At 34.2% G+C, this 20259-nt stretch carries 21 protein-coding genes and 1 tRNA gene; 7 read left to right on the forward strand and 15 right to left on the reverse strand.

Annotated elements, in window-relative coordinates:
* Position 1: 1 nt before the first annotated feature.
* Positions 2–610 (reverse strand): SprT-like domain-containing protein, encoded by a 609-nt coding sequence (locus ACNQGN_RS02190; protein ID WP_417986218.1) that lies wholly within the window; start codon positions 608–610, stop codon positions 2–4.
* Between the two features lie 40 nt (positions 611–650).
* Complete coding sequence (locus ACNQGN_RS02195; protein WP_417986219.1) at positions 651–1328, reverse strand: SDR family NAD(P)-dependent oxidoreductase; 678 nt, start codon at positions 1326–1328, stop codon at positions 651–653.
* Between the two features lie 132 nt (positions 1329–1460).
* Here ACNQGN_RS02195 and ACNQGN_RS02200 point away from each other — a divergent pair, with 132 nt between their 5' ends.
* On the forward strand, positions 1461–2030 hold the full coding sequence (locus tag ACNQGN_RS02200; RefSeq protein ID WP_417986220.1) for a GNAT family acetyltransferase: 570 nt from the start codon (positions 1461–1463) through the stop codon (positions 2028–2030).
* Positions 2031–2036: 6 nt separating this feature from the next.
* Here ACNQGN_RS02200 and ACNQGN_RS02205 read toward each other — a convergent pair whose 3' ends face one another.
* The 8 genes from ACNQGN_RS02205 to ACNQGN_RS02240 all read right to left on the reverse strand — a co-directional run bounded on the left by ACNQGN_RS02205 (position 2037) and on the right by ACNQGN_RS02240 (position 8746).
* On the reverse strand, positions 2037–3014 hold the full coding sequence (locus ACNQGN_RS02205; protein WP_417986221.1) for a M20/M25/M40 family metallo-hydrolase: 978 nt from the start codon (positions 3012–3014) through the stop codon (positions 2037–2039).
* A 58-nt stretch (positions 3015–3072) separates the two neighbouring features.
* A complete protein-coding gene (locus ACNQGN_RS02210; protein ID WP_417986222.1) occupies positions 3073–3714 on the reverse strand; it encodes a hypothetical protein in 642 nt (213 codons plus the stop codon).
* A 4-nt stretch (positions 3715–3718) separates the two neighbouring features.
* Positions 3719–4753 carry an ATP-grasp domain-containing protein gene (locus ACNQGN_RS02215; protein ID WP_417986223.1) on the reverse strand — a complete coding sequence of 345 codons (1035 nt, stop codon included), beginning with the start codon at positions 4751–4753 and terminating at the stop codon, positions 3719–3721.
* Between the two features lie 11 nt (positions 4754–4764).
* On the reverse strand, positions 4765–5475 hold the full coding sequence (locus ACNQGN_RS02220) for an NRDE family protein (RefSeq protein ID WP_417986224.1): 711 nt from the start codon (positions 5473–5475) through the stop codon (positions 4765–4767).
* Positions 5463–5951 (reverse strand): DinB family protein, encoded by a 489-nt coding sequence (locus ACNQGN_RS02225; protein ID WP_417986225.1) that lies wholly within the window; start codon positions 5949–5951, stop codon positions 5463–5465. Before ACNQGN_RS02225 ends, ACNQGN_RS02220 begins: the two co-directional genes overlap by 13 nt.
* A 15-nt stretch (positions 5952–5966) precedes the next feature.
* Positions 5967–6341 (reverse strand): DoxX family protein, encoded by a 375-nt coding sequence (locus tag ACNQGN_RS02230; protein WP_417986226.1) that lies wholly within the window; start codon positions 6339–6341, stop codon positions 5967–5969.
* A 2-nt stretch (positions 6342–6343) separates the two neighbouring features.
* A complete protein-coding gene (locus ACNQGN_RS02235) occupies positions 6344–6784 on the reverse strand; it encodes a YHS domain-containing (seleno)protein (RefSeq protein ID WP_417986227.1) in 441 nt (146 codons plus the stop codon).
* Positions 6785–7606: 822 nt separating this feature from the next.
* Complete coding sequence (locus ACNQGN_RS02240; RefSeq protein WP_417986228.1) at positions 7607–8746, reverse strand: acyl-CoA dehydrogenase family protein; 1140 nt, start codon at positions 8744–8746, stop codon at positions 7607–7609.
* A 232-nt stretch (positions 8747–8978) separates the two neighbouring features.
* Between ACNQGN_RS02240 and ACNQGN_RS02245 the strand changes: the two genes are divergently transcribed.
* From ACNQGN_RS02245 to ACNQGN_RS02255, 3 genes are all read left to right on the forward strand, one after another.
* Entirely contained in the window at positions 8979–10049 is a 1071-nt protein-coding gene (locus tag ACNQGN_RS02245) for an anhydro-N-acetylmuramic acid kinase (protein ID WP_417986229.1), read from the forward strand.
* Between the two features lie 67 nt (positions 10050–10116).
* The gene (locus ACNQGN_RS02250) at positions 10117–11343 is read left to right on the forward strand and encodes a Glu/Leu/Phe/Val dehydrogenase dimerization domain-containing protein (protein WP_417986230.1); all 1227 of its coding nucleotides are present in this window, start codon (positions 10117–10119) and stop codon (positions 11341–11343) included.
* 203 nt (positions 11344–11546) lie between these two features.
* A complete protein-coding gene (locus ACNQGN_RS02255) occupies positions 11547–12449 on the forward strand; it encodes an energy transducer TonB (RefSeq protein ID WP_417986231.1) in 903 nt (300 codons plus the stop codon).
* 173 nt (positions 12450–12622) lie between these two features.
* Here the strand turns inward: ACNQGN_RS02255 and ACNQGN_RS02260 are convergent, their stop codons facing one another.
* Together ACNQGN_RS02260 and ACNQGN_RS02265 are read right to left on the reverse strand one after the other, a co-directional pair.
* The gene (locus ACNQGN_RS02260) at positions 12623–13018 is read right to left on the reverse strand and encodes an ExbD/TolR family protein (RefSeq protein ID WP_417986232.1); all 396 of its coding nucleotides are present in this window, start codon (positions 13016–13018) and stop codon (positions 12623–12625) included.
* A gap of 1 nt (position 13019) precedes the next feature.
* Positions 13020–13715 (reverse strand): MotA/TolQ/ExbB proton channel family protein, encoded by a 696-nt coding sequence (locus tag ACNQGN_RS02265; RefSeq protein WP_417986233.1) that lies wholly within the window; start codon positions 13713–13715, stop codon positions 13020–13022.
* A 129-nt stretch (positions 13716–13844) separates the two neighbouring features.
* Between ACNQGN_RS02265 and ACNQGN_RS02270 the strand changes: the two genes are divergently transcribed.
* The 3 genes from ACNQGN_RS02270 to ACNQGN_RS02280 all read left to right on the forward strand — a co-directional run bounded on the left by ACNQGN_RS02270 (position 13845) and on the right by ACNQGN_RS02280 (position 16281).
* Positions 13845–15080 carry a bifunctional folylpolyglutamate synthase/dihydrofolate synthase gene (locus ACNQGN_RS02270; protein WP_417986234.1) on the forward strand — a complete coding sequence of 412 codons (1236 nt, stop codon included), beginning with the start codon at positions 13845–13847 and terminating at the stop codon, positions 15078–15080.
* Positions 15081–15197: 117 nt separating this feature from the next.
* Positions 15198–15995: a hypothetical protein gene (locus ACNQGN_RS02275; RefSeq protein ID WP_417986235.1), complete on the forward strand. Its 798-nt coding sequence runs from the start codon at positions 15198–15200 to the stop codon at positions 15993–15995.
* Between the two features lie 208 nt (positions 15996–16203).
* Positions 16204–16281: transfer RNA gene (locus ACNQGN_RS02280), tRNA-Val, on the forward strand.
* Between the two features lie 342 nt (positions 16282–16623).
* Here the strand turns inward: ACNQGN_RS02280 and ACNQGN_RS02285 are convergent.
* The 3 genes from ACNQGN_RS02285 to ACNQGN_RS02295 form a co-directional block, all read right to left on the reverse strand.
* Complete coding sequence (locus ACNQGN_RS02285; protein WP_417986236.1) at positions 16624–17487, reverse strand: DMT family transporter; 864 nt, start codon at positions 17485–17487, stop codon at positions 16624–16626.
* Between the two features lie 666 nt (positions 17488–18153).
* Complete coding sequence (locus ACNQGN_RS02290; RefSeq protein WP_417986237.1) at positions 18154–19386, reverse strand: type II toxin-antitoxin system HipA family toxin; 1233 nt, start codon at positions 19384–19386, stop codon at positions 18154–18156.
* 2 nt (positions 19387–19388) lie between these two features.
* Positions 19389–19676: a helix-turn-helix domain-containing protein gene (locus ACNQGN_RS02295; protein WP_417986238.1), complete on the reverse strand. Its 288-nt coding sequence runs from the start codon at positions 19674–19676 to the stop codon at positions 19389–19391.
* Positions 19677–20259: the final 583 nt, after the last annotated feature.

The raw sequence follows: 20259 nt of genomic DNA on the forward strand, positions 1-20259 counted from the left end.
ATCAAATTTGATTTGTTTTCAACAGCTCTACCTCAGCATTAGGATTGAATAGATAGGTTCTGCCAGAACTTATCTCCAGGCATTCAAAACGTTTGGTTCTAATTGCCACTTTCTTAAAAATCTTTCCGTTTTGGATTCGGAAAACACTGCCATACGGAATCTCAAACACATAGTTTTTATCATTCTCCTGGTCAAATTGTTTCAATGCCAAAGCTAAAGTAGCATCTGTATCACTACTGGCTGTCGGGTTTTTGAAATGCCTCGCCAACAGCGGCAGCAAATGATTCGGGAAAATCTCGGGACGAATGTATGGTATCATCAACCGCTGAAAAGAATACTTCCATTCATTTCCATGTGGTTTAATATTTCGTCCAAATTTTTCAAAGGCAACCAGATGCGAAATTTCATGAATAAGGGTAATCAGAAACTTGTATTTATTCAGGTTTGAATTTACAGTAATTTCATGCTTCCCATTTAAGCCTTTTCGATAATCACCATGACGTGTCTGCCTTTCGTTGACTATCTTAAGATGCACCTGATTGGCGACAATAAGTTCAAAGACTGGTTTTACAGCATGTTCCGGTAAATATCTTGTTAAGGTTTCGCTCAAAATAGGTATGCGTTAGGAATTATGAATTTATCTTTTAATTCTAAGGATTAGTAGAAGACACTTGCAATACTTTTCCATTGAAATATTTATTTCCAGTCAGCGTAAAATTAAAAATATAATCTGCCATTTCACTTGCTGATATTGGCGCCTGATAACCTGGAAAAGCCTCAGCCAGCATTTCTGTCTGAACGGAACCTAATGCCAAAACATTAAATGCCACACCTCTTTCCTTATACTCTTCGGCTAACAGCTCTGATAAGGTAATTACAGCACCTTTACTGGAACTGTAGGCTGCAAGTCCTGCAAACTTTAAGCTTCCCTGAATTCCACCCATAGAACTTATCGTTACCACGTGGCTTCCTTTTTGCAAATAAGGCATACAAATTCTTGTTAGGTTGGCAACGCCAAAAACATTGACTTTATAGATCTGCTCAAAATCATCCTGAGTCGTTTCGGAAAATGGTTTCAACAACAAACTTCCTGCATTGTGAATGACGGCATCAATTTGTTTCCAGGAATCCGAAAGGAATCCTTCCACTTTTGCCAATTCAGATTCAACAGACAAATCAACCGAAAGACAAGTGATATTTGCATTGCCCAGTAAAGCTTGCGGAATTTTTCTGGAAATAGCTAGAACCTGATAGCCTGCTTTAGCAAATTGCAATGCCAACTCATATCCTATCCCTCTGCTGGTTCCTGTAATGATAATATTTTTCATGCAGCAAAAATAAACAAAAACACTAAAAAAAACATCATTTTGCCCCTTCCTATTGTTTTGAATATAAAAATAAGGATTTCTACAATTATGCTTAATTTTGCCGAGAAAAATTACTACTTCAATTCACAACAAATGATACAGAATATACAATTAGAAATAGCAAAATTAAATGATATAGAAGGCATATTAGCATTACAGGAATTGTATCTTGTCTCTAATTTATCCGAAGAAGAAAAAGCTTCGGGCTTTGTCACCACGCCGTTCTCAATTGCTCAATTAACTGAAATCATAGGACAGGAAGGCTTATTTCTTGCTAAAGACGACACTAAAATCATTGCTTATATTTTTGCAGGAGGCTGGGATTTTTACAGCCAATGGCCCATCTTCGCTTATATGACTACTTTATTTCCTAAGCTGACATTTTTAGATTTCGATATTACTACAACCAATAGTTTTCAATATGGACCGATTTGCATTCATAAGGAATACAGAGGAAAAGGATTAATAACACCCCTTTTTGAATTTATGAGAAAACACATTCTTAAAAGATATCCATTGGCTTTGACCTTTATCAACAAGACTAATATCCCTTCCACAAAAGCGCATACCGAAAAATTAAAATGGTCTATAATTGCGGATTTTCAATTCAACAACAACGACTATTTTATATTGGCTTATGAGATGAAGCAACCAGTCTCTTAAGATTCGTTACTTCATGTGAATTTCACGCGTTGGAGAATTGGCCATTTGTGTAATTGCAGGTAATAATTCCTGAATAAACGAAGTCATATGAGGCAAATCCATCGCTTTAAATTCATCCGAAACATGGTGATAGAATTCGAAATTTTCAAAATCAAAAGTGCTTACCGATTGGCAAGGGACTTTGAAAAGAGTATAAAATGAGTAATTATCGGATCTGTAAAACAATTCGTATTCGGCTTCTTTTGGAAGAAAACCAATGGTGTTTTTTCCTGTATATTCATTGATTTTAGCAGCCATATTAGATTTATCAAAACCAGTAATATAAGCTAGATACTCTCTTTTCATTGGCACACCAATCATCTCAATATTGAACTGGGCATACAATTTAAAATCCTGATCTTTCAGCTTTTTGGCCAAATGCTTAGACCCTAACAACCCTTTTTCTTCACCCGTAAAAAACACAAAAAGAATACTTCTTTTATTATTTTGAGTACTGCTGAAATATTTCGCCATTTCAGCAACAGCAGTGGTTCCGGATGCATCATCATTGGCGCCATTATTTATGAAATCTCCATTGACTCCCTTTTTATCAATTCCAATATGATCGTAATGCGCGCTTAAAATTATAAATTCATTTTTTAAAACAGGGTCAGTCCCTTCCACAAAACCTACAATATTAAATGCAGTTTCTTTGAAAGTTGATATCGTATCCCGATACGATTTAAAATAAGGCTTTACATTGTTGTTTTTAAAAAACTGCTCCAAATAATCCGCTGCTTTTATCATTCCTTTTGTTCCGGTTTCTCTTCCTTCTAATTCGTCCAAAGTTAAATACTTCAATGTTTCAGCAACATCTGATTCTTTGACCTTATAAGCAACTTCAACTGGTTTGTATTGGGTATTGTTTGCAACCGGAGTAGTAACCGAAGAAGTCGACACACATCCGAATAAAAGTAATGGAAGTAGTAAAAGTGTAATTTTCATAGTTTGTAATTCTTTGGTTAAAAGCAGCAATCCTTTACAGACAGCTACGGTTAATTTCTTATTTCCTGTAATATTTTTTGTAGACTTTATACATTTGAATCAGAGCTAAAACTACAAAAAATAAAGGAATAATTACTGGTAACACATATTTTGAAAAACCAGCTGTATTTTGGGAAAACAAATTCAGGATAGTGACCAAAGCCAGCATTCCAAAAAACGTCCCTACAACAGTTCCAAAAACATAATAATATTTGAGTCTTTTATCGATGACAATATAATTTCCGTTAATCAAATAGAGATTCCATCCGGTCCAGAATGGCACTTGAAGAAAATTGATACAATTCAAAAATACGCCGATGAAAAAAGGCGAATACATCATAAATTTTTCTAAGCCGTTATCATTTTCTGTTGTCTGATTCGTATGAGCATAAAAAGTATAGGCCAGAAACAGTAAAAAGAAAACAGCAAAAAAATCAATTGTTTTCATCAATTTCTTATTATTTACCAATTGATTTGCAAAAATCAGCGTAAAGTAAATGACAAAAACCTCAACGAAAATAACACCCAGCAAATAGAAAATCAAACTATTGATTCCTAATAGCGAATAAATTTCGAATCCAATAATATTTAAATATCCAAGGGGAACAGAGCCAATAAAGCTGACAATAAAACCAACGAAAATATTTTTTACAACTTTCATTTTATTAGAAATTTACAATCCTGTTGCTTTGCTCTAAATGCAAACGGTATTCTTTCATTCCATCTTCATGAGACAAATACGGACTTCCTGTTTTATGATTTTCAACACTTATTTCAAACATATACGTAATATGCCGCGCAAGTTCTTTCCAGGCAAACAGCAAAGAATGTTTCGGGTCATAAATATGTGTAGGTTCACTTCCAGCACCATTCAATTCAACGATTGCGAAATTTTCTCCTTGTTCCAATTCATCCAAAGTGTTGTACATAACATCCAGTCTTCCAAAATAAAAACCAGGAATCTGCAAACACAATTCATTAATCGTTTCGGTTAATTTTGGCGTGATCCAATGGCTTCCATCAATAAACTTCGCACCACGTGAATGATTCCCGTACGGCACTAAATTTAGCTCTTCTCCTTTGAGCAACACCTCCCTTAATTTCTTACCGTATTCTTGGTTCAATACTTTAAGCTGCAATTCATACCGAGGATTTTTCTTAATCAACTGTTCAATAGTGGAAGTTCCGTCTCCAGTAATTATTAGAAATTCTTTGGAAACGATCCCTGTTATTTTACCTGTTTTCTCGTGTGGATAACGCACGTAAAAAATCCCAATTTCATTCTTGAAAGGAATTAAATCTTGTACTACATAATCAAAATTTGCCTTTTCAGCATATCTTTTTAAGTCGGCAACAGTGTCAATTTTCTTCACTCCAGAACCACGCAAACCGATATCCGGTTTCGCTATCAATGGATATTTTATACCTGATAACTGGATGGTTTTAAAAATTTCGTCCAGTGCAGTTCCTGCTGCGATAAGTTCGGTTTTTGGATAATACTGCTGCGGAATTAAATCATAGATTGCTTTCTTAGACTCCATCATAAATCCTCCATTTTTTATGGTCGGATTAGAGGCGTTAAAGAAAAAAATCGATTTTGCTTTAAGAGAATAAAATGCCCAAAGAAAATAAATTGGAATATAAACAAGCTGAAACGGCCAATATTCCCAATGCGTAATCTTATGAAAAAGTAATTTCAACTGAGAAAATTTTAAATTGTGATAAATGAGGTCTTATACTCTTTTTGTGCAATCAAATCGCAATGCAAGATAGCGACTTTATTTTTTTCGATTACCGATTGTGTAATACTCAAGGTTTTCATTTGCTCATTCCGATTAATAACCAATCCGTTTTCCTGATTATCCTCCTCAGTATAACGATGAAAATGAAGCATCTCTGTTTCTGAAATCGCAGGATTTGCATTCAAAAAAGTATAAAACCAATTCGTGCGTTTCTCCCGAATTGCAGCAGGATATAACGTCGATGAAGACCAAACATGATTTTTATGAATATCTAAAGGAATTGATACTTTCTCTTTTCCGTTCCATCGCAATTGAAAAAGCGCCGACTCCTGGAATAAAACTAATGTAAAAGGTTCGATGTTTTCCAAATCAATTTCCGCCCAAAAATCCTTTGGTGACACCCTGCTAATAATATCCAAAACAATTAAACCACGACTTTTTCGATAAGGAAGCGCTACCTTATGCTTTTCGTCAGCACCATTTAATAAGACTAAAACAGTCCCATTTGCAGCAACAGCAAACCAGGTTCCACCCGCTTTTGGGTCTTTCGGAAAAATAACATTCGTACCGTTTATGGTATACTCTTTAGGGGGTATTGCACTTGGCCGGACTACTTTTTCATCTCGATTTGAGGTAATGATAATGGTATCATTTACATGAACAAAACTTACTGTGCACATTGATTTCTGTATTCAATTGTAGAACGGGCTACCCCAAAATTTTCATCAACGCTGACGTTTTCACATTGAAAAATAGCAACTTTAATAAGCGCCTGATGATGAATGCAATGTTCTAAGTTGTAAAGTAATTCTCTGTGATAATTGCTTTCGATTCGTATTTCCTCTCCATCAATAAGCTGTTGTAACTCAATATTTTTATTCTCCTTTTCTAAATTATCCTGAATGATCCGAATGTGTTTAATAGCACAGGCCGCATCAGTCTGAATCAAAATATTGCGTTCTCTTTTATCATAATTTACAACACCTAAATCGTATTGATTTTCAAGGCACTGAAACATTTCGATAACATGCCTGGTATGTTCTCCAATACTGGCATTGCTTAATTCAGCGCATGAATTTACGTATTCTGTCTTCGATAATTGATTCAGCAAACCAATCAATTCGTTTAGACTATTATTAATAGAAGGTATAAGCATATTATAGTTTTAATTTTAACAAATTTGATATTTTTTTTTATTCTTAAAAACCAAAACAGCGCAACAAAGGAAAGTAAATAGTGCCAGAATAAAAAGAACTCCTCCATCGTTCTGTACCTCAATTCCAAGTATAAATAAATGCGAAAAAATTGCGCCAAGCATAACTCCAGCGCCAATCAATGCTCCCAAATGGGTTGTTCTTGGAACCAAAATTAAAACAACTGCAATCAATTCAACAATTCCAGAGCCAATTCTCCCATAAGGTTCCATCCCTAGAGTAGAGAAAATATAAATACTTTCTTCGGCACCTGTAAACTTAAAATACAATGTTTGAAATAAAATAGAAGCGGCTACAATTCGAAGTGCCCAGATAAAGATTGGATTTTCCATAATTATTTAATTATTTTTTTCCAATTAAACTCGGCTTTTGACTTCAAATTAGCTTGATCTTTATTCCAGCTTTTTAATGTATTATTAAAAAAAGCATTGTAAAATAAATACAATTTCCCTTCAATAATTTTAAAAGTTTCTGGGTTTATCGCTACTTTTTCACCTGAATCTCCCATCGCATAGGCACACCAGCCTCCAAATTGCGGTTCATATCGCAATGGATTTTTCAGGAAATACTCTCTATTTACTGGTATTGAAAATTGATAGGTTATGCCCTCATGCAATGCCGTTAGTTCTTTCTTACCCTTTACGGCTTTCCCTTGTTTAAAATACGCCACAGGATCGTAACCTTGCAAAGCTACTTGACCCTCTAAATTGAAATGAGCTTTACGCTTATTTTCGTTTTGCGCAAATGCCGTCAGTGAAATAATACTAACGAACATAAATAGGATTTGTTTTCTACTCCGCAATTTAAAATTGCTTTTTTGGCATTTACTACACTCCAATTTCATTATAATTTAATTTTAAGATGAGACTTCGTTTATTTCTTAAACAAAGGATATTTAGAATCAAAAAAGCCATTGCCGGCTATTTTACAATACATACGAAATAATTGAAGCTACAGTTTTGTGCTATCCGAAATTATATTTTTTTGTTATAAATCAAAGTTTTCTTGCTTTCCACTTCCTTATACAATTGATTTTGAGATTATATTGAATTATAAAGATTTAAGCATTACCGTTTTAGATTAGCCATTTTAAATCACTTTACTACTAAGTAAAAGTTGCAGAGAAATCATTTCGCTTTTTTGTAGTAACTACTATCCATCCCATAATTTATGATTCAAAATATTTTATTGGTATCACTTGCTATTTCAACGCTTCTCTCTTCAAGCTTCAGAAAGCATTTTTGCGTTATTCCGCTGGTCATCTGTTACTCTAGTCAGCGCCCAAATAAAGTCTCTTTTTGAACACTATATTTTACCGTTATCCGTTTTAGTAACGGCTACAATCTTAATTTTTTTTTCAACCGAAAAATCCTTTATACAGCACAGGAAGAATAAACAATTTCCTCTTTCCACTTTTAAAACCAGTACTAAAAAATTGTCTGATTTGTTCAAAAGAATTTGTATCCCCAAACTACAATGTTTTAAATTTTCATGATCAAAAACAACTCTTCCAGTAAATATATTAAAAAAACGATTTGAAAAACAAAACCCTTTCCAATCGAAATCGGAAAGGGTTTTTATAACTATAAAATTAGAGTTAAGAAATTAGAGTTCTTGAAATTACAATTCGTTGAATTTCAGAAGTTCCTTCATATATCTGAGTAATTTTAGCATCACGCATCATACGCTCTACATGATACTCGGCTACATAACCATTCCCACCATGTATTTGAACCGCTTCAATAGTCGTATCCATAGCGGTTTGAGAAGCAAACAACTTCGCCATTGCCCCCGATTGTGAAATATCCATTCCTAGATCTTTTTCAGATGCAGCTTTAAAACACAACATTCTGGCAGCCATAATTTGAGTTGCCATATCCGCCAATTTAAAAGCGATAGCCTGATGTTTAAAAATTTCTTTTCCAAAAGCTTTACGCTCTTGTGAGTATTTCAAAGCCAATTCATAAGCACCGGTTGCAATTCCTAAAGCTTGAGAAGCAATCCCTATTCTTCCGCCATTGAGTACACTCATTGCAAAATTAAATCCAAATCCATCTGCTCCGATTCGGTTTTCCTTTGGCACTTTAACATCGTTAAACATTAAAGAATGCGTATCTGATCCCCGGATTCCCATTTTTTTCTCTTTTGGACCAATATCAAAACCAGCCCAACCCTTTTCAACTATAAATGCATTAATCCCTTTATGTCCTTTTTCAATATCAGTCTGGGCAATTACGATATAGGTCGATGCTGATGATCCATTAGTAATCCAGTTTTTAGTTCCATTCATTAGGTAATAATCTCCCTTATCAATTGCTGTTGTCTTTTGCGAAGTCGCATCAGAACCGGCTTCAGGTTCAGACAGACAAAAAGCACCAATTACTTCTCCTTTGGCCAGAGGAACTAAATATTTCATTTTTTGCTCTTCATTGCAATATTTTTCTAAACCTGCACAAACTAAAGAGTTGTTTACAGACATCACTACTGCTGAGGACGCATCTATTTTTGCAATTTCAGTAATTGCCAATACATAAGAAACGCTATCCAATCCCGAACCACCATATTTAGGATCAACCATCATTCCTAAAAAACCAAGCTCAGCCATTTTCTTTACCTGCTCGGTTGGAAATTTGGAAAATTCATCTCTTTCTATGACACCTGGCAATAATTCATTTTGAGCAAAATCTTTAGCTGCTTGCTGAATCATTAACTGCTCTTCGGTTAGATTAAAATCCATAACTATATATTGTTTATTTTATTAAAATTTCAACTCTACAAATAAAAGTAAAATTACTCAATTACAATCCTTAAATTTACAGCTTAAGAAAGTTTTTTGCATTTTTTACTTTTTCTTTTAAAATTGATGATTGTTCTAAGTTGCATGCATTAAATTACTTTTTATGTAAAAAAATCATCCAAAGATACTTTTTTATTATTAAATTATCAATTTTGATTTAGAAATTTATTTAATGAAAGAAGATTACTATAACGTTATCGGAGTAATGTCCGGAACTTCCCTTGATGGTGTCGATTTAGCACATATTCAATTTAGTGTAGACAACAATAAATGGACTTTCGAAATTCTTGAAAGTGAAACCATTGCCTATAGTTCAAGCTGGATACAAACGCTAAAAGCAGCGGTCGATTATTCTAAAGAGCAACTCGAAAAATTAAATCAGGATTATACGCAACTCCTTGGTTCTATTATTACAGCCTTTATCGAAAAACATAAAATCGAAAACTTAGACGCCGTTTGTTCACATGGGCATACTATTTTACACCAACCGCAAAATGGCTTTACCTTGCAAATTGGCAACTTACCCGAAATGGCTTCTTTGATTCATCAAACTGTGGTTTGCGATTTTAGAGTACAAGACGTTCAGCTTGGCGGTCAGGGCGCTCCTCTAGTTCCTATTGGGGATCGAATATTATTTCCTGAATACGATTACTGCATGAATTTAGGCGGTTTTTCCAATGTATCTTTCGAACAAGACAAGCAACGAATTGCCTTTGATATCTCACCGGTGAACACCGTTTTAAATTTCTATGCCAATCAATTGGCATTGGATTATGACGATAAAGGGAGCATTTCAAGAACTGGAAAAATCGATGCAAATTTACTGAATTCTTTAAATTCATTAAATTTCTATCAAAAGAAATACCCGAAATCATTAGGTTTTGAATTTGTAAAAGAAACTGTTCTTCCTTTAATTGAGCGTTTCGAAATTGCCATCGAAGACAAATTGTGCACTTTCACAGAACATGTGGCACTGCAAATCGGTTTGGCTTTGCCGAATAAAAATGGAAATCTTTATGTAACTGGTGGTGGTGCCTACAATGATTTTCTGATCGAACGCATCCAGTTCTATTTACCAAAAATGAAAATCATAATTCCGTCAACCATAATTCTGGAATTCAAAGAAGCATTAATTTTCGCTTTGCTTGGCGTATTGAAATTAAGGGGAGAAATCAATGTTTTAAGTAGTGTAACTGGTGCTAAAATGGATCATAGTTCTGGAAATATTTTTTACGTAAAATAATAGTAAAAATACATAATTCACATTATTCTATTTTTTATATTTGTCAAAACTAAACATATCGCAATAAATGAAAGATTTATTAAAGAAATTCGAAAACAAAGAACCTGAAATAGTTTTCCATTGGAAAGACGCCGAAACAGAAGCAGAAGGTTGGACAGTAATTAATTCTCTTCGTGGTGGTGCTGCCGGTGGCGGAACCCGTATGAGAAAAGGATTAGATATAAATGAAGTTTTATCTTTAGCAAAAACAATGGAAGTGAAATTTTCGGTTTCAGGACCTGCTATCGGTGGTGCTAAATCTGGAATTAATTTTGACCCGAATGACCCAAGAAAAAAAGGCGTTTTACAACGTTGGTATAAAGCGGTTTCTCCGCTATTGAAAAGTTATTATGGAACTGGTGGCGATTTGAATGTGGATGAAATTCACGAAGTGATTCCAATGACAGAAGAGTGTGGTGTTTGGCATCCGCAAGAAGGTGTTTTCAACGGTCATTTCAAACCAACAGAAGCCGATAAAATAAATAGGATTGGTCAATTGCGTCAAGGCGTGGTTAAAGTAATTGAGAATCCTAAATTCTCTCCTGATGTTTCCAGAAAATATACTATTGCAGATATGATTACCGGTTTTGGCGTTGCTGAAGCAGTTCGTAATTATTATACTATTTATGGTGGGGATGTAAAAGGCAAGAAAGCCATTGTCCAGGGATTTGGAAATGTAGGTTCGGCTGCAGCATTTTATCTGGCAGAGATGGGAGCAAAAATCATCGGTATTATTGACAGAGACGGTGGATTGATAAACGAAGAAGGCTTTACTTTCGAGGAAATAAAAGCATTATTCCTCGCTAAAGACGGCAACAAACTGGTTGCCGAAAATATGATTCCTTTTGAAGAAATAAATCAAAAAATATGGACCATCGGTGCTGAAATATTTACGCCATGTGCAGCATCCAGATTAGTGGCCCAATCTCAAATTGACAGTTTGATTTCCAATGGCCTGGAAGTAATTTCATGTGGCGCTAACGTTCCTTTTGCCGACAAAGAAATATTTTTCGGTCCGATTATGGAAGACGTAGACCATAAAGTGAGTTTGATCCCCGATTTTATTTCTAATTGTGGAATGGCTCGTGTTTTTGCATATTTCATGGAAAAGAAAGTACAAATGACCGATGAAGCAATCTTTCACGACACATCGGAAACTATTAAAAAAGCAATTGAAAAAGCGCATGATTTGAATCCCAGTAAAACTAACATAAGCGCAACCGCTTTTGAAATTGCACTAAAGCAGCTTACTTAAAATAAAAAAAATAGCATTCTTTTCACTTACTATCGGAACAGGGATTAAGCAGATTTTATTATATCTATTTAATCCCTGTTCTTATTTCCAATTTTAAATAAAAGTAAACTCACTTATATTCTGCAAGTAGCTTTTTACTCTTGACAATTTTTAGTACTTTTCCACGTTTTTTAGTAATACACTTTTTTAAATTTAAAATACAAATGAGTTCCACCATTTCATCAGACCAAAAGAAATCTTTAGCAATATCTACTCTTTTGTATGCGACAATGTTGTTGATTTTATTTTTCATCCGATTTTGGCCACCATCAAACATGGCTGAACTTGCCGGTGGCGGTGGTGGCGGTGGTGTTACCGTAAATTTTGGAGACAGCGATTTAGGTTCTGGGGCAAATTACAAAAGCGAAGTTCTGGAAGTAAAAAACCATACTAAACAAACACCAGCAAAAGCAATACCTGAAGAAGCTATTCTATCTCAGGAAAACAGCACCGACGAAACAGTTGTCATTCCGCAGAAAGAGAAAACGAAAAAGCCTATTGCCGTTATAAAAAAAGAGGAAACAAAACCAGTGGCTGTAAAGCCTAAAGTTTCGAACAATACAAATGATGCGCTATCCAGCATCCTAAAAGGTTCTAACAAAGGCGGTGATGGCGATGACAAGACGGCAGGTAATAAAGGAAAAACCAATGGAAGCTTAAGCTCTAATGGATATTATGGATCGGGAGGATCAGGTGGCGGAACAGGTGGTGGAAATGGCACCGGAACCGGAATTGGAACTGGTAGCGGATACGGCTCAGGTAGCGGTGGAGGAACAGGAAGCGGATCTGGTGGCGGAGTCGGATATTCCCTGGGAAGCAGAAAAGCAGTTTCTAAACCCGCACCAAAATACACCTGTAACGAACAAGGAAAAGTTGTTGTTGAAGTATCCGTAGACAGAACAGGAAGAACTATAAACGCTGTTGCAGGAATAAAAGGAACAACCAATACAGCTAGATGTTTACTAGACCAGGCAAGAATTGCAGCGATGAACACTAAATGGGATGCAAGCAGCGATGCTCCGGAAAAACAAGTAGGCAAAATCGTTTACAATTTCAATTTGAATTAGCAATCAAACAGGACTTTCAAGAAGCAACACAAAATAGAAAAACAAAAATAGAATTTTAAGATATAAAAAATGCCTATAAGATTAGGCATTTTTTATACAACTACGTTAAAATTAAAACATGCAGTTCGAATTTAGAAATTCGTTATCGATTTGCATTTAAAATCATTGCACTATTATTTAGGGCTCGTGGCAATAACAAATTTCAAATTATTCTTCACTCCTATTTGCAGCACATCAACTAAGTCTTGTACTTGTAGATTAAATGGGATCCTTACAACAACTGTTTGATCCTTTTCACTATTCATTTTAGACATTAAAGTAGTTTCCAAATCTTCAAAGGAAACAGCTTGCTTATCAATATAGAATTTCTTGTCCTCGGTAACGGATAAACTAATGTATTGCTTGTTTGTTTTCTCATTTGCTTTTGCTTTTGGCAACGTCATTTTTATAACATTGGGATTAGCCAAAGTGGATATGATCAGAAAAAACAACAACAAGAAAAACATAATATCACTTAATGACGAAGTAGCCACCTCGGCATGAAATCTTCTTTTTCGTTTTATAGACATGTTACGATCTTTGAATAATATTTACGAATTCCAATATTTGCTTTTGAATTTTTAAAGCAAAATTATCAATCTTACCATTTAATAAGTGATACCCACTATAAGCTATAATACCAACTATTAATCCAGCACCACTACTAATCATCTTCTCATATAATCCTCCGGAAATATTACCAATGCTAATATTTTCAGTGACTGATATGCTATAAAATATTTTAATTACTCCAGAGATAGTTCCAATAAATCCAAGCGTAGGTGCTATTCCGGCAATAAGTCCCAAATGGCCTAAATGCTTTTCCATTCCTCCTATTTCGATATCTGCAGCGCGGTCCATATTGGATTCAATCTCAATAATTGGTCTCCCGATTACAAGTATACCTTCTTTTACAATATTTCCCGAAGATGTATTATTTCTTTCCGCAATAGATCGAGCCAAATCCAGATTCCCTGAATTTAAATTATCACGAACATCTCTCATCAAAAGAGTGTCGATTTTTGATGCTTTACTTATGTACAAATAACGCTCAATAATCAAATAGAAAGTGTAAAATAATAGGATTCCAATTGGGATTAACCACACACCGCCTTTTAAAAGAAATCCTAAAGTGGATATTTCTGTGTTTGGAGCAATTTTTTCGATAACTACGTTTGACGCAGCGTTGGTAATGGTGTCGGCCTGTAATTGTATAAAACTAAACATATAATATTATTGTATTTTAATCATTAATTCTAAAAATTATTTCAATTTTGCAATAAAGATACTTTTCGATGTACTATTAAACTAAAAAAATCGAAAAATATTTTAAACAATGCTTATTTTATTACAAAAATGAACTATCAAGAAACAATAAACTGGATGTTTAATCAACTCCCGATGTACCAACTTCAGGGCGCTTCCGCCTATAAGAAAGACTTAACCAATATCCATTTACTTGCAAATCATCTTGATAATCCAGAGGATAAAATAAAATGTATTCATGTAGCAGGAACAAACGGAAAGGGGTCGACTTCTCACATGTTGGCTTCCATTCTTCAAGACGCAGGCTATAAAGTAGGACTATACACCTCTCCACATTTAAAAGATTTTAGAGAGCGCATCAAAATTAATGGAACTGACATTTCAGAAGAATTTGTTACTAATTTTATCAATGCACACAAATTTTTTTTTGAGGCAAACGACATGAGTTTTTTCGAAATGACCGTTGGATTGGCATTTGATTATTTTGCAGAAGAAAAAGTAGACATAGCTATTATTGAAGTAGGAATGGGCGGAAGATTAGATGCCACTAATATTATCACGCCTCTTGTTTCGGTAATAACGAATATTGGATTGGATCACACCCAGTTTCTGGGAAACACACTCGAATCCGTCGCTTTTGAAAAAGCTGGGATCATAAAGCCTAACGTCCCTGTAGTAATTGGAGAATACACACCAGAAACGCAGCCCGTTTTTTTAGCTAAAGCCAAAGAATGCAACTCCACAATCTATTTTGCGTCTGATTTAATCAGAGAAACATATCCTTCAGATTTAATTGGTGACTATCAGTTGCACAATAAGAAAACAGTTTTGCAAACCATAGCAGTATTAAATACCCAGAAAGAATTTAAAATCACTCCTGAAAATAGCAAATCTGGTTTATTACAGGTTGTAAAAAACACCGGACTTCAGGGAAGATGGCAACAACTAGGCACATTCCCAAAAGTCATTTGTGATACAGCACACAACAAAAATGGATTAGAAATTGTTTTGAATCAAATCCAAAAAGAAACATTCGAAAAACTACATATTGTACTAGGAGTTGTGAATGACAAAGATCTGGATGAAATTTTACCTTTATTCCCAAAAAACGCTATTTATTATTTCTGCAAACCGGAAATCCCCCGTGGTTTAGACGCATCAATTTTACAAGAAAAAGCGCAAAATTACAATCTAAATGGAAACACATACCGCTCTGTAACAGAAGCTTACAGAGAATCTAAGAATAATGCTACAAAAAAAGATTTCATTTTTATTGGTGGTAGTACCTTCGTAGTGGCCGAATTGCCTTTAAATATGAGGATTTAAATTTTGCACCAATTATTATCTTAAAATAAATCACTTATTTCGATAACTACTTGATTCATAATTTGTTAAATTTATGTGACTACTATTTTTTAATAATCACTTAATTCTTAAACTATTATGAAAAAGAAAGACAATTTAGTATTAAGAATGTTAATTTTAACATTCTTGTTAAGCGCTGGCATGTTTGCTCAAGAACAAACCCCGGAACCTATTTTTATTACAGTAACGACTATGCATCGGAATTTAGATTCCGATAGAAAAGACTGGAAGGAAACCGAACAAGAATACTTTGACAAAGTTACCAGTAAGAATGATTTAATAATTGGTTCCGAAATTCTCAATCATTATTACACAGAAAACAGTTCCGAAATTTTACACGTTTCCGCTTTTAAAACATGGGAAGATATAGAAAAATCGGGCGAGATAACAAACGAACTAGTCAAAAAAGGCTGGCCAGATGAAAAAGCAAGAACTGCGTTTTTCGAAAAATACAACAGCTATTACTCCCCTATCCATTCTGACGAAATCTACTCTTCTATTACCGGCACCAAAGAATTCAAAGCAACTACAAAAGAACCAATGGTTGTATATGTGCGAAAATCGCAAATGTCGATGAACGGCAAAGGTAAAGGACTAAAAGAATTCAATGAAAAAATTACCATGAATGATCCCTATATAAAAGGATATTACCCTCACCGTCATTCATGGGGAGCAGACAGTAGAGACTTCCTTGAAGCCTATTATTATGATTCCTTATCCGATTTAGAAAAATCCAGCGACAAACAAAACGAATTAATTAAAGCAGCATGGCCAAAAGAAGAAGATAGAAAAGTGTTTTTTGATGAACTCAATAAGACCTTTACTGGTATGCATGGCGATTTCATCTACACCAATGTTCCTTCTTTATCCAAATAACTTATAATTTCTCAAATAAACTCCATCTTATCTAGAGTAAACGGAGTTTATTTGAGAATATTTATTAGACCTAATAAATTAAATACCAATCAAATATAATTTCACCCACAAAAAATATTAAAATTTATTTAAAAATGTTTTGGATATGCGAAAAACAAGCTTATATTTGCACTCGCAATAAGGTAATGAAAATTACTAAATTGCAGTAGGGCGATTAGCTCAGCTGGTTCAGAGCACCTCGTTTACACCGAGGGGGTCGGGGGTTCGAACCCCTCATCGCCCACCAAAAATTACAAACCTCCAAAGTCATTTGATTTTGGAGGTTTTTTTATGGTTCGAATTAATTGAATTGATCATTACTTAATTTTCTCAACATCTGTATTTACTGAGAATAACTATTCGAATAGCTTAAGGTTCATTTTTCAAGTAATTTTGGCAGTAATTCCGAAAACAATCTGACCTCATTGAAATTTGATCTTTTTTAATTTGTAAATAGTTGATAATTAGTATTTTTAATTTTGGTAAGAAATAGGTATTTTTATCTCCCTAACTTACTTTCCTCACTCTTAATATATTTAGCTCAAGAAGATATTTATACCTCTTATTATTTTGTAAGAGGTTAAGTTGCTTATTTCCTCAGCGAAATTATAGTTTGTAATAATACCGAGACCATTACAAAAAACAACCCGATGTAAAACGAGATATTCAATTCCTTACTTTCATTAAAAAATAGAAACGCTAAGATAATTGCGTATACAGGTTCAAGATTGAAGCTTAAATTGACTGTAAAGGCTGACATGTGTTTTAAAGATTCAGCAAACAATACATAAAGACCAACTGTACAAAATGAAGCTAATAAAATAAGATAATAAGTATCTCTAAGGCTTGGAACGATGGTGTCAACAGGAAAAAAGTGAAGATAAAATGGAAGCAGCATTCCAAGTCCTACTGTTCCGCCGATCATTTGATAGTAATTAATGATTCTGCTGTCATAGTTTCTTACTAGTTTTTCATTATATATTGTATAAAGTGCTGCAAATGCTGATGAAACAACGCCGAGAATTATACCTAATTGATAAGATGAATCAAAATGAAAAATTAAAGCTATACCCGTTAGCGTGATCAAGCTTAAAGCTAATTCCGACAAACTAAATCCACGTCGGTTGATTAAAGGTGCAAAAATTGCAGTGAAAAAACTGGTTAGGCAATAGCATACCACTCCTATAGAAATGTTTGAGTACTTTATACTCGCATAGAAAAATACCCAATGAATAGTAATAAACAGTCCAATTTTTGCAATATCAAACTTCTCCTGAAGTTTAATATTTGTTGATATCCGGAATACTTTTAAAATTAGAAATAAAACAATAGAGGAAAATAATACTCTATACCAAACTAAAAGTCCTTCATTAAGAGATATAAGCTTACCGAATATACCAGTAAAGCCAGCTAGGATTACAGCGATGTGTAATACCAAATATGATTTTTTCATAAGAATTGTCTGTACCTAAGTACATGATTAAAAATTAATAATAAATTGAGCAATAGCCATAGATAAAATCGCCGAAAAATAAGTCGACAAATAACCATGTAATTGCGTAGTTAATTATTAAAATCTAGGCGGAGGAAGACAACTCTTTCTGTTCATATCTAAAAATTTCATGCAATTTAAACAAATAAACTTATACTAACAACGTAGTATTTTATAAATGCAGTATTTTTTCTTTAAGATTCATTAAATATCAACATAGTTTTACTTTGATTTTTTCTTCAATATTTCAGAATAAGAATAGCTGGTCGTTAATAATGACAGTGGTTATTTTGTTGCAAGTTTCTTCAAATCATGTAGGAAATGGTTCGTAAACGGTACCGTAAGGACCACAGAAAGACAAATAAAGCCACTGGAAGACAGTGGCTTTATTTTTTCATGTACTATACTTCACAAATTACTAATTACCGCATATTTTTTTGTCACTATAAAATTATCCCGACAAAAACAATTAAAAATTGTCGTTATTTGCGGTATTGCGACAATATAGAATTAAATTGGCCTTATAAGATTCTTTATAAATTGCAAAACTAATATTTCAAATGTAATTAATTAGAGACAAATAATAGATTTTTTTTCTTATAAAAAGCAAACACCACTACGAGTTAATTATAACTTCAAAGTACCCTGTATCTTCTTTTCAATTAAAACCATAGATTCTTTTGCGACGCCCGCGTCTTTGGCATAAGATCTCCATTGTGATACAGCATCGGTCACCTGCTCTATAATTAGAGCCCCATGTCTTAATCGGAATTCATTAGCAAGTTCAATCAAATGGCTTTTCCCTGGAGATATACCCTCCCTAGCTATAGTTGTACTATGCATTCCATGTGACGAATTGGAATAAGTCAGGTCATAAGCGGGTGCCAATTGCCATTTCCCTTCTGAATCCATCAGATAAGATATATTTTTACTATGATCGTCTCGGTTATGAGTAAAAACATTAAAGGCTCCTATCCTTAGTATTTTCTCATGTCCAGCTACGTCATTTTCCAATCGGAAAGTGGCATCCATCAAATTACCGTAATCCATGGTGCTATACCTAAAGTTATCGTTCAGCATGCCGGCTGCCGACTGTAAATGTAATCGGCTATTCTCAGTTCGGTCAAATCGTTTGGTGCCAAAAAACACCTTTCCGGATTCACTTTCAAATAACTTGCAGGGATTCATAATAATTCCAGCAGCTAGAGCCATTTTATGATAAGCGTATTCTATTGGTGCAATATCTATTCTATCGCTTGATGATGGAAATTTAATTAGCCAGTGTTCATAACCCTCAGGCAACGGTTCAATACCATGAATCAAATGTCCGGTTCCTGGGTGGTACCCAACGAGTATCTTAGGTCTTGCTCCTCCCGATGAACCACCCATTTCATATAATTCATCAATCACTAAAGAACTAGATCCTTGTAATACTGCAGTCATTTCTTTAGAAATAGCATCTAACTCGATTTGAAATATTTCTTGAAAAGAGGATTCAATTTGAGGTCGATAAATCAACGCCCCCATACCCTTTAAACCAACATAAGACAATCGGTGTAAAGGAGTGATATCTTCTATTAAAACACCTCTAGCAGTCAATGTTCTGCCTAGCAATAAACGTCCCCATCCGTCAGGTAATGAATCTGAAAACACACCAAACAATCCTTCAAAGGGTTGTGAGGAAGCAGTGTATATGCGGTCATGCAACGGTAAATGAAAAGGAGAAAGTTCAAGTCCAGATTTGAGGAATTCAGTATAGTATTTAAAATAAATGCCTTTACCTTCCTTTATCAATTCTCCAACCTGCAGTTCTTTACCTCCAAAATCAATCGAAACTATAACTTTTTGAATGGGTTTCATTACTATCTGGTTTTATTGCTGAATAATTTTTCTACAGTTTCTAAATCAGAATCAATCAGAAATACAGCTGTAAAATCGTCAAGCCTGTTAAAAAAATAAGCCAATTTCAATAGCGATTCCAGCGAAATTTGACCAGTTGTTTCAAAACGTTTAATGCTTCCAAATGACACACCAGATCGCTTAGACAATTCAAGTTGTGATATTCTGTTTTTTTTACGCAATTGCTGGGTCTTTAAAACCAATTCATGCATAACTGCTGTTGGCGTTTTTGTTGCACTGTATTTAGACATAAATATATAATATAGTATACAAATATACTAAAAATACACTTAAATATATAATATATTATATTATATATAATTCGTCAGAAAAAGGTAGTTTGGGACTCAAAAACGGATCAATTGGCTCGTCTGATTACGCCAATGCTATTGATTATTGTTTTATAGGTTAATACTTGCCAAATGACAGAAAAAAGGCATGAAGAAATCCCTATCGTAATGAAAGGGGATTTAATTGACCATAATAGGATTCGAACCTTTAGGAAACTTACTTTAAGTTCTCGAAAAAAGTCAAAATTGGTATTAAGTGTTCGATTGTGGTCCCTGACACTCCACCATAATTTTAAAAACCTCGAAAGTCTTATGATTTTGGAGGTTTTTTTATGGTTCGAAAAACAGAGTGCTGTTTATGTAAAAAGCAATATTTTAAATCTCATATTTTATATGTTTCGTTTTTTGTATACTAGCACCTACAGGCCTCGACTTTGTAATGGCCTCGGTTTGGTTTAGTCCTTTCGAGATGCATCCAAATTGAAGATGTTGTATATCTCTAGAAGGGTGTACCATGTCTTCAACGTAATCGCGCCTGATGTAG

The organism is Flavobacterium rhamnosi, from assembly GCF_048286515.1.
Classification (GTDB): domain Bacteria; phylum Bacteroidota; class Bacteroidia; order Flavobacteriales; family Flavobacteriaceae; genus Flavobacterium.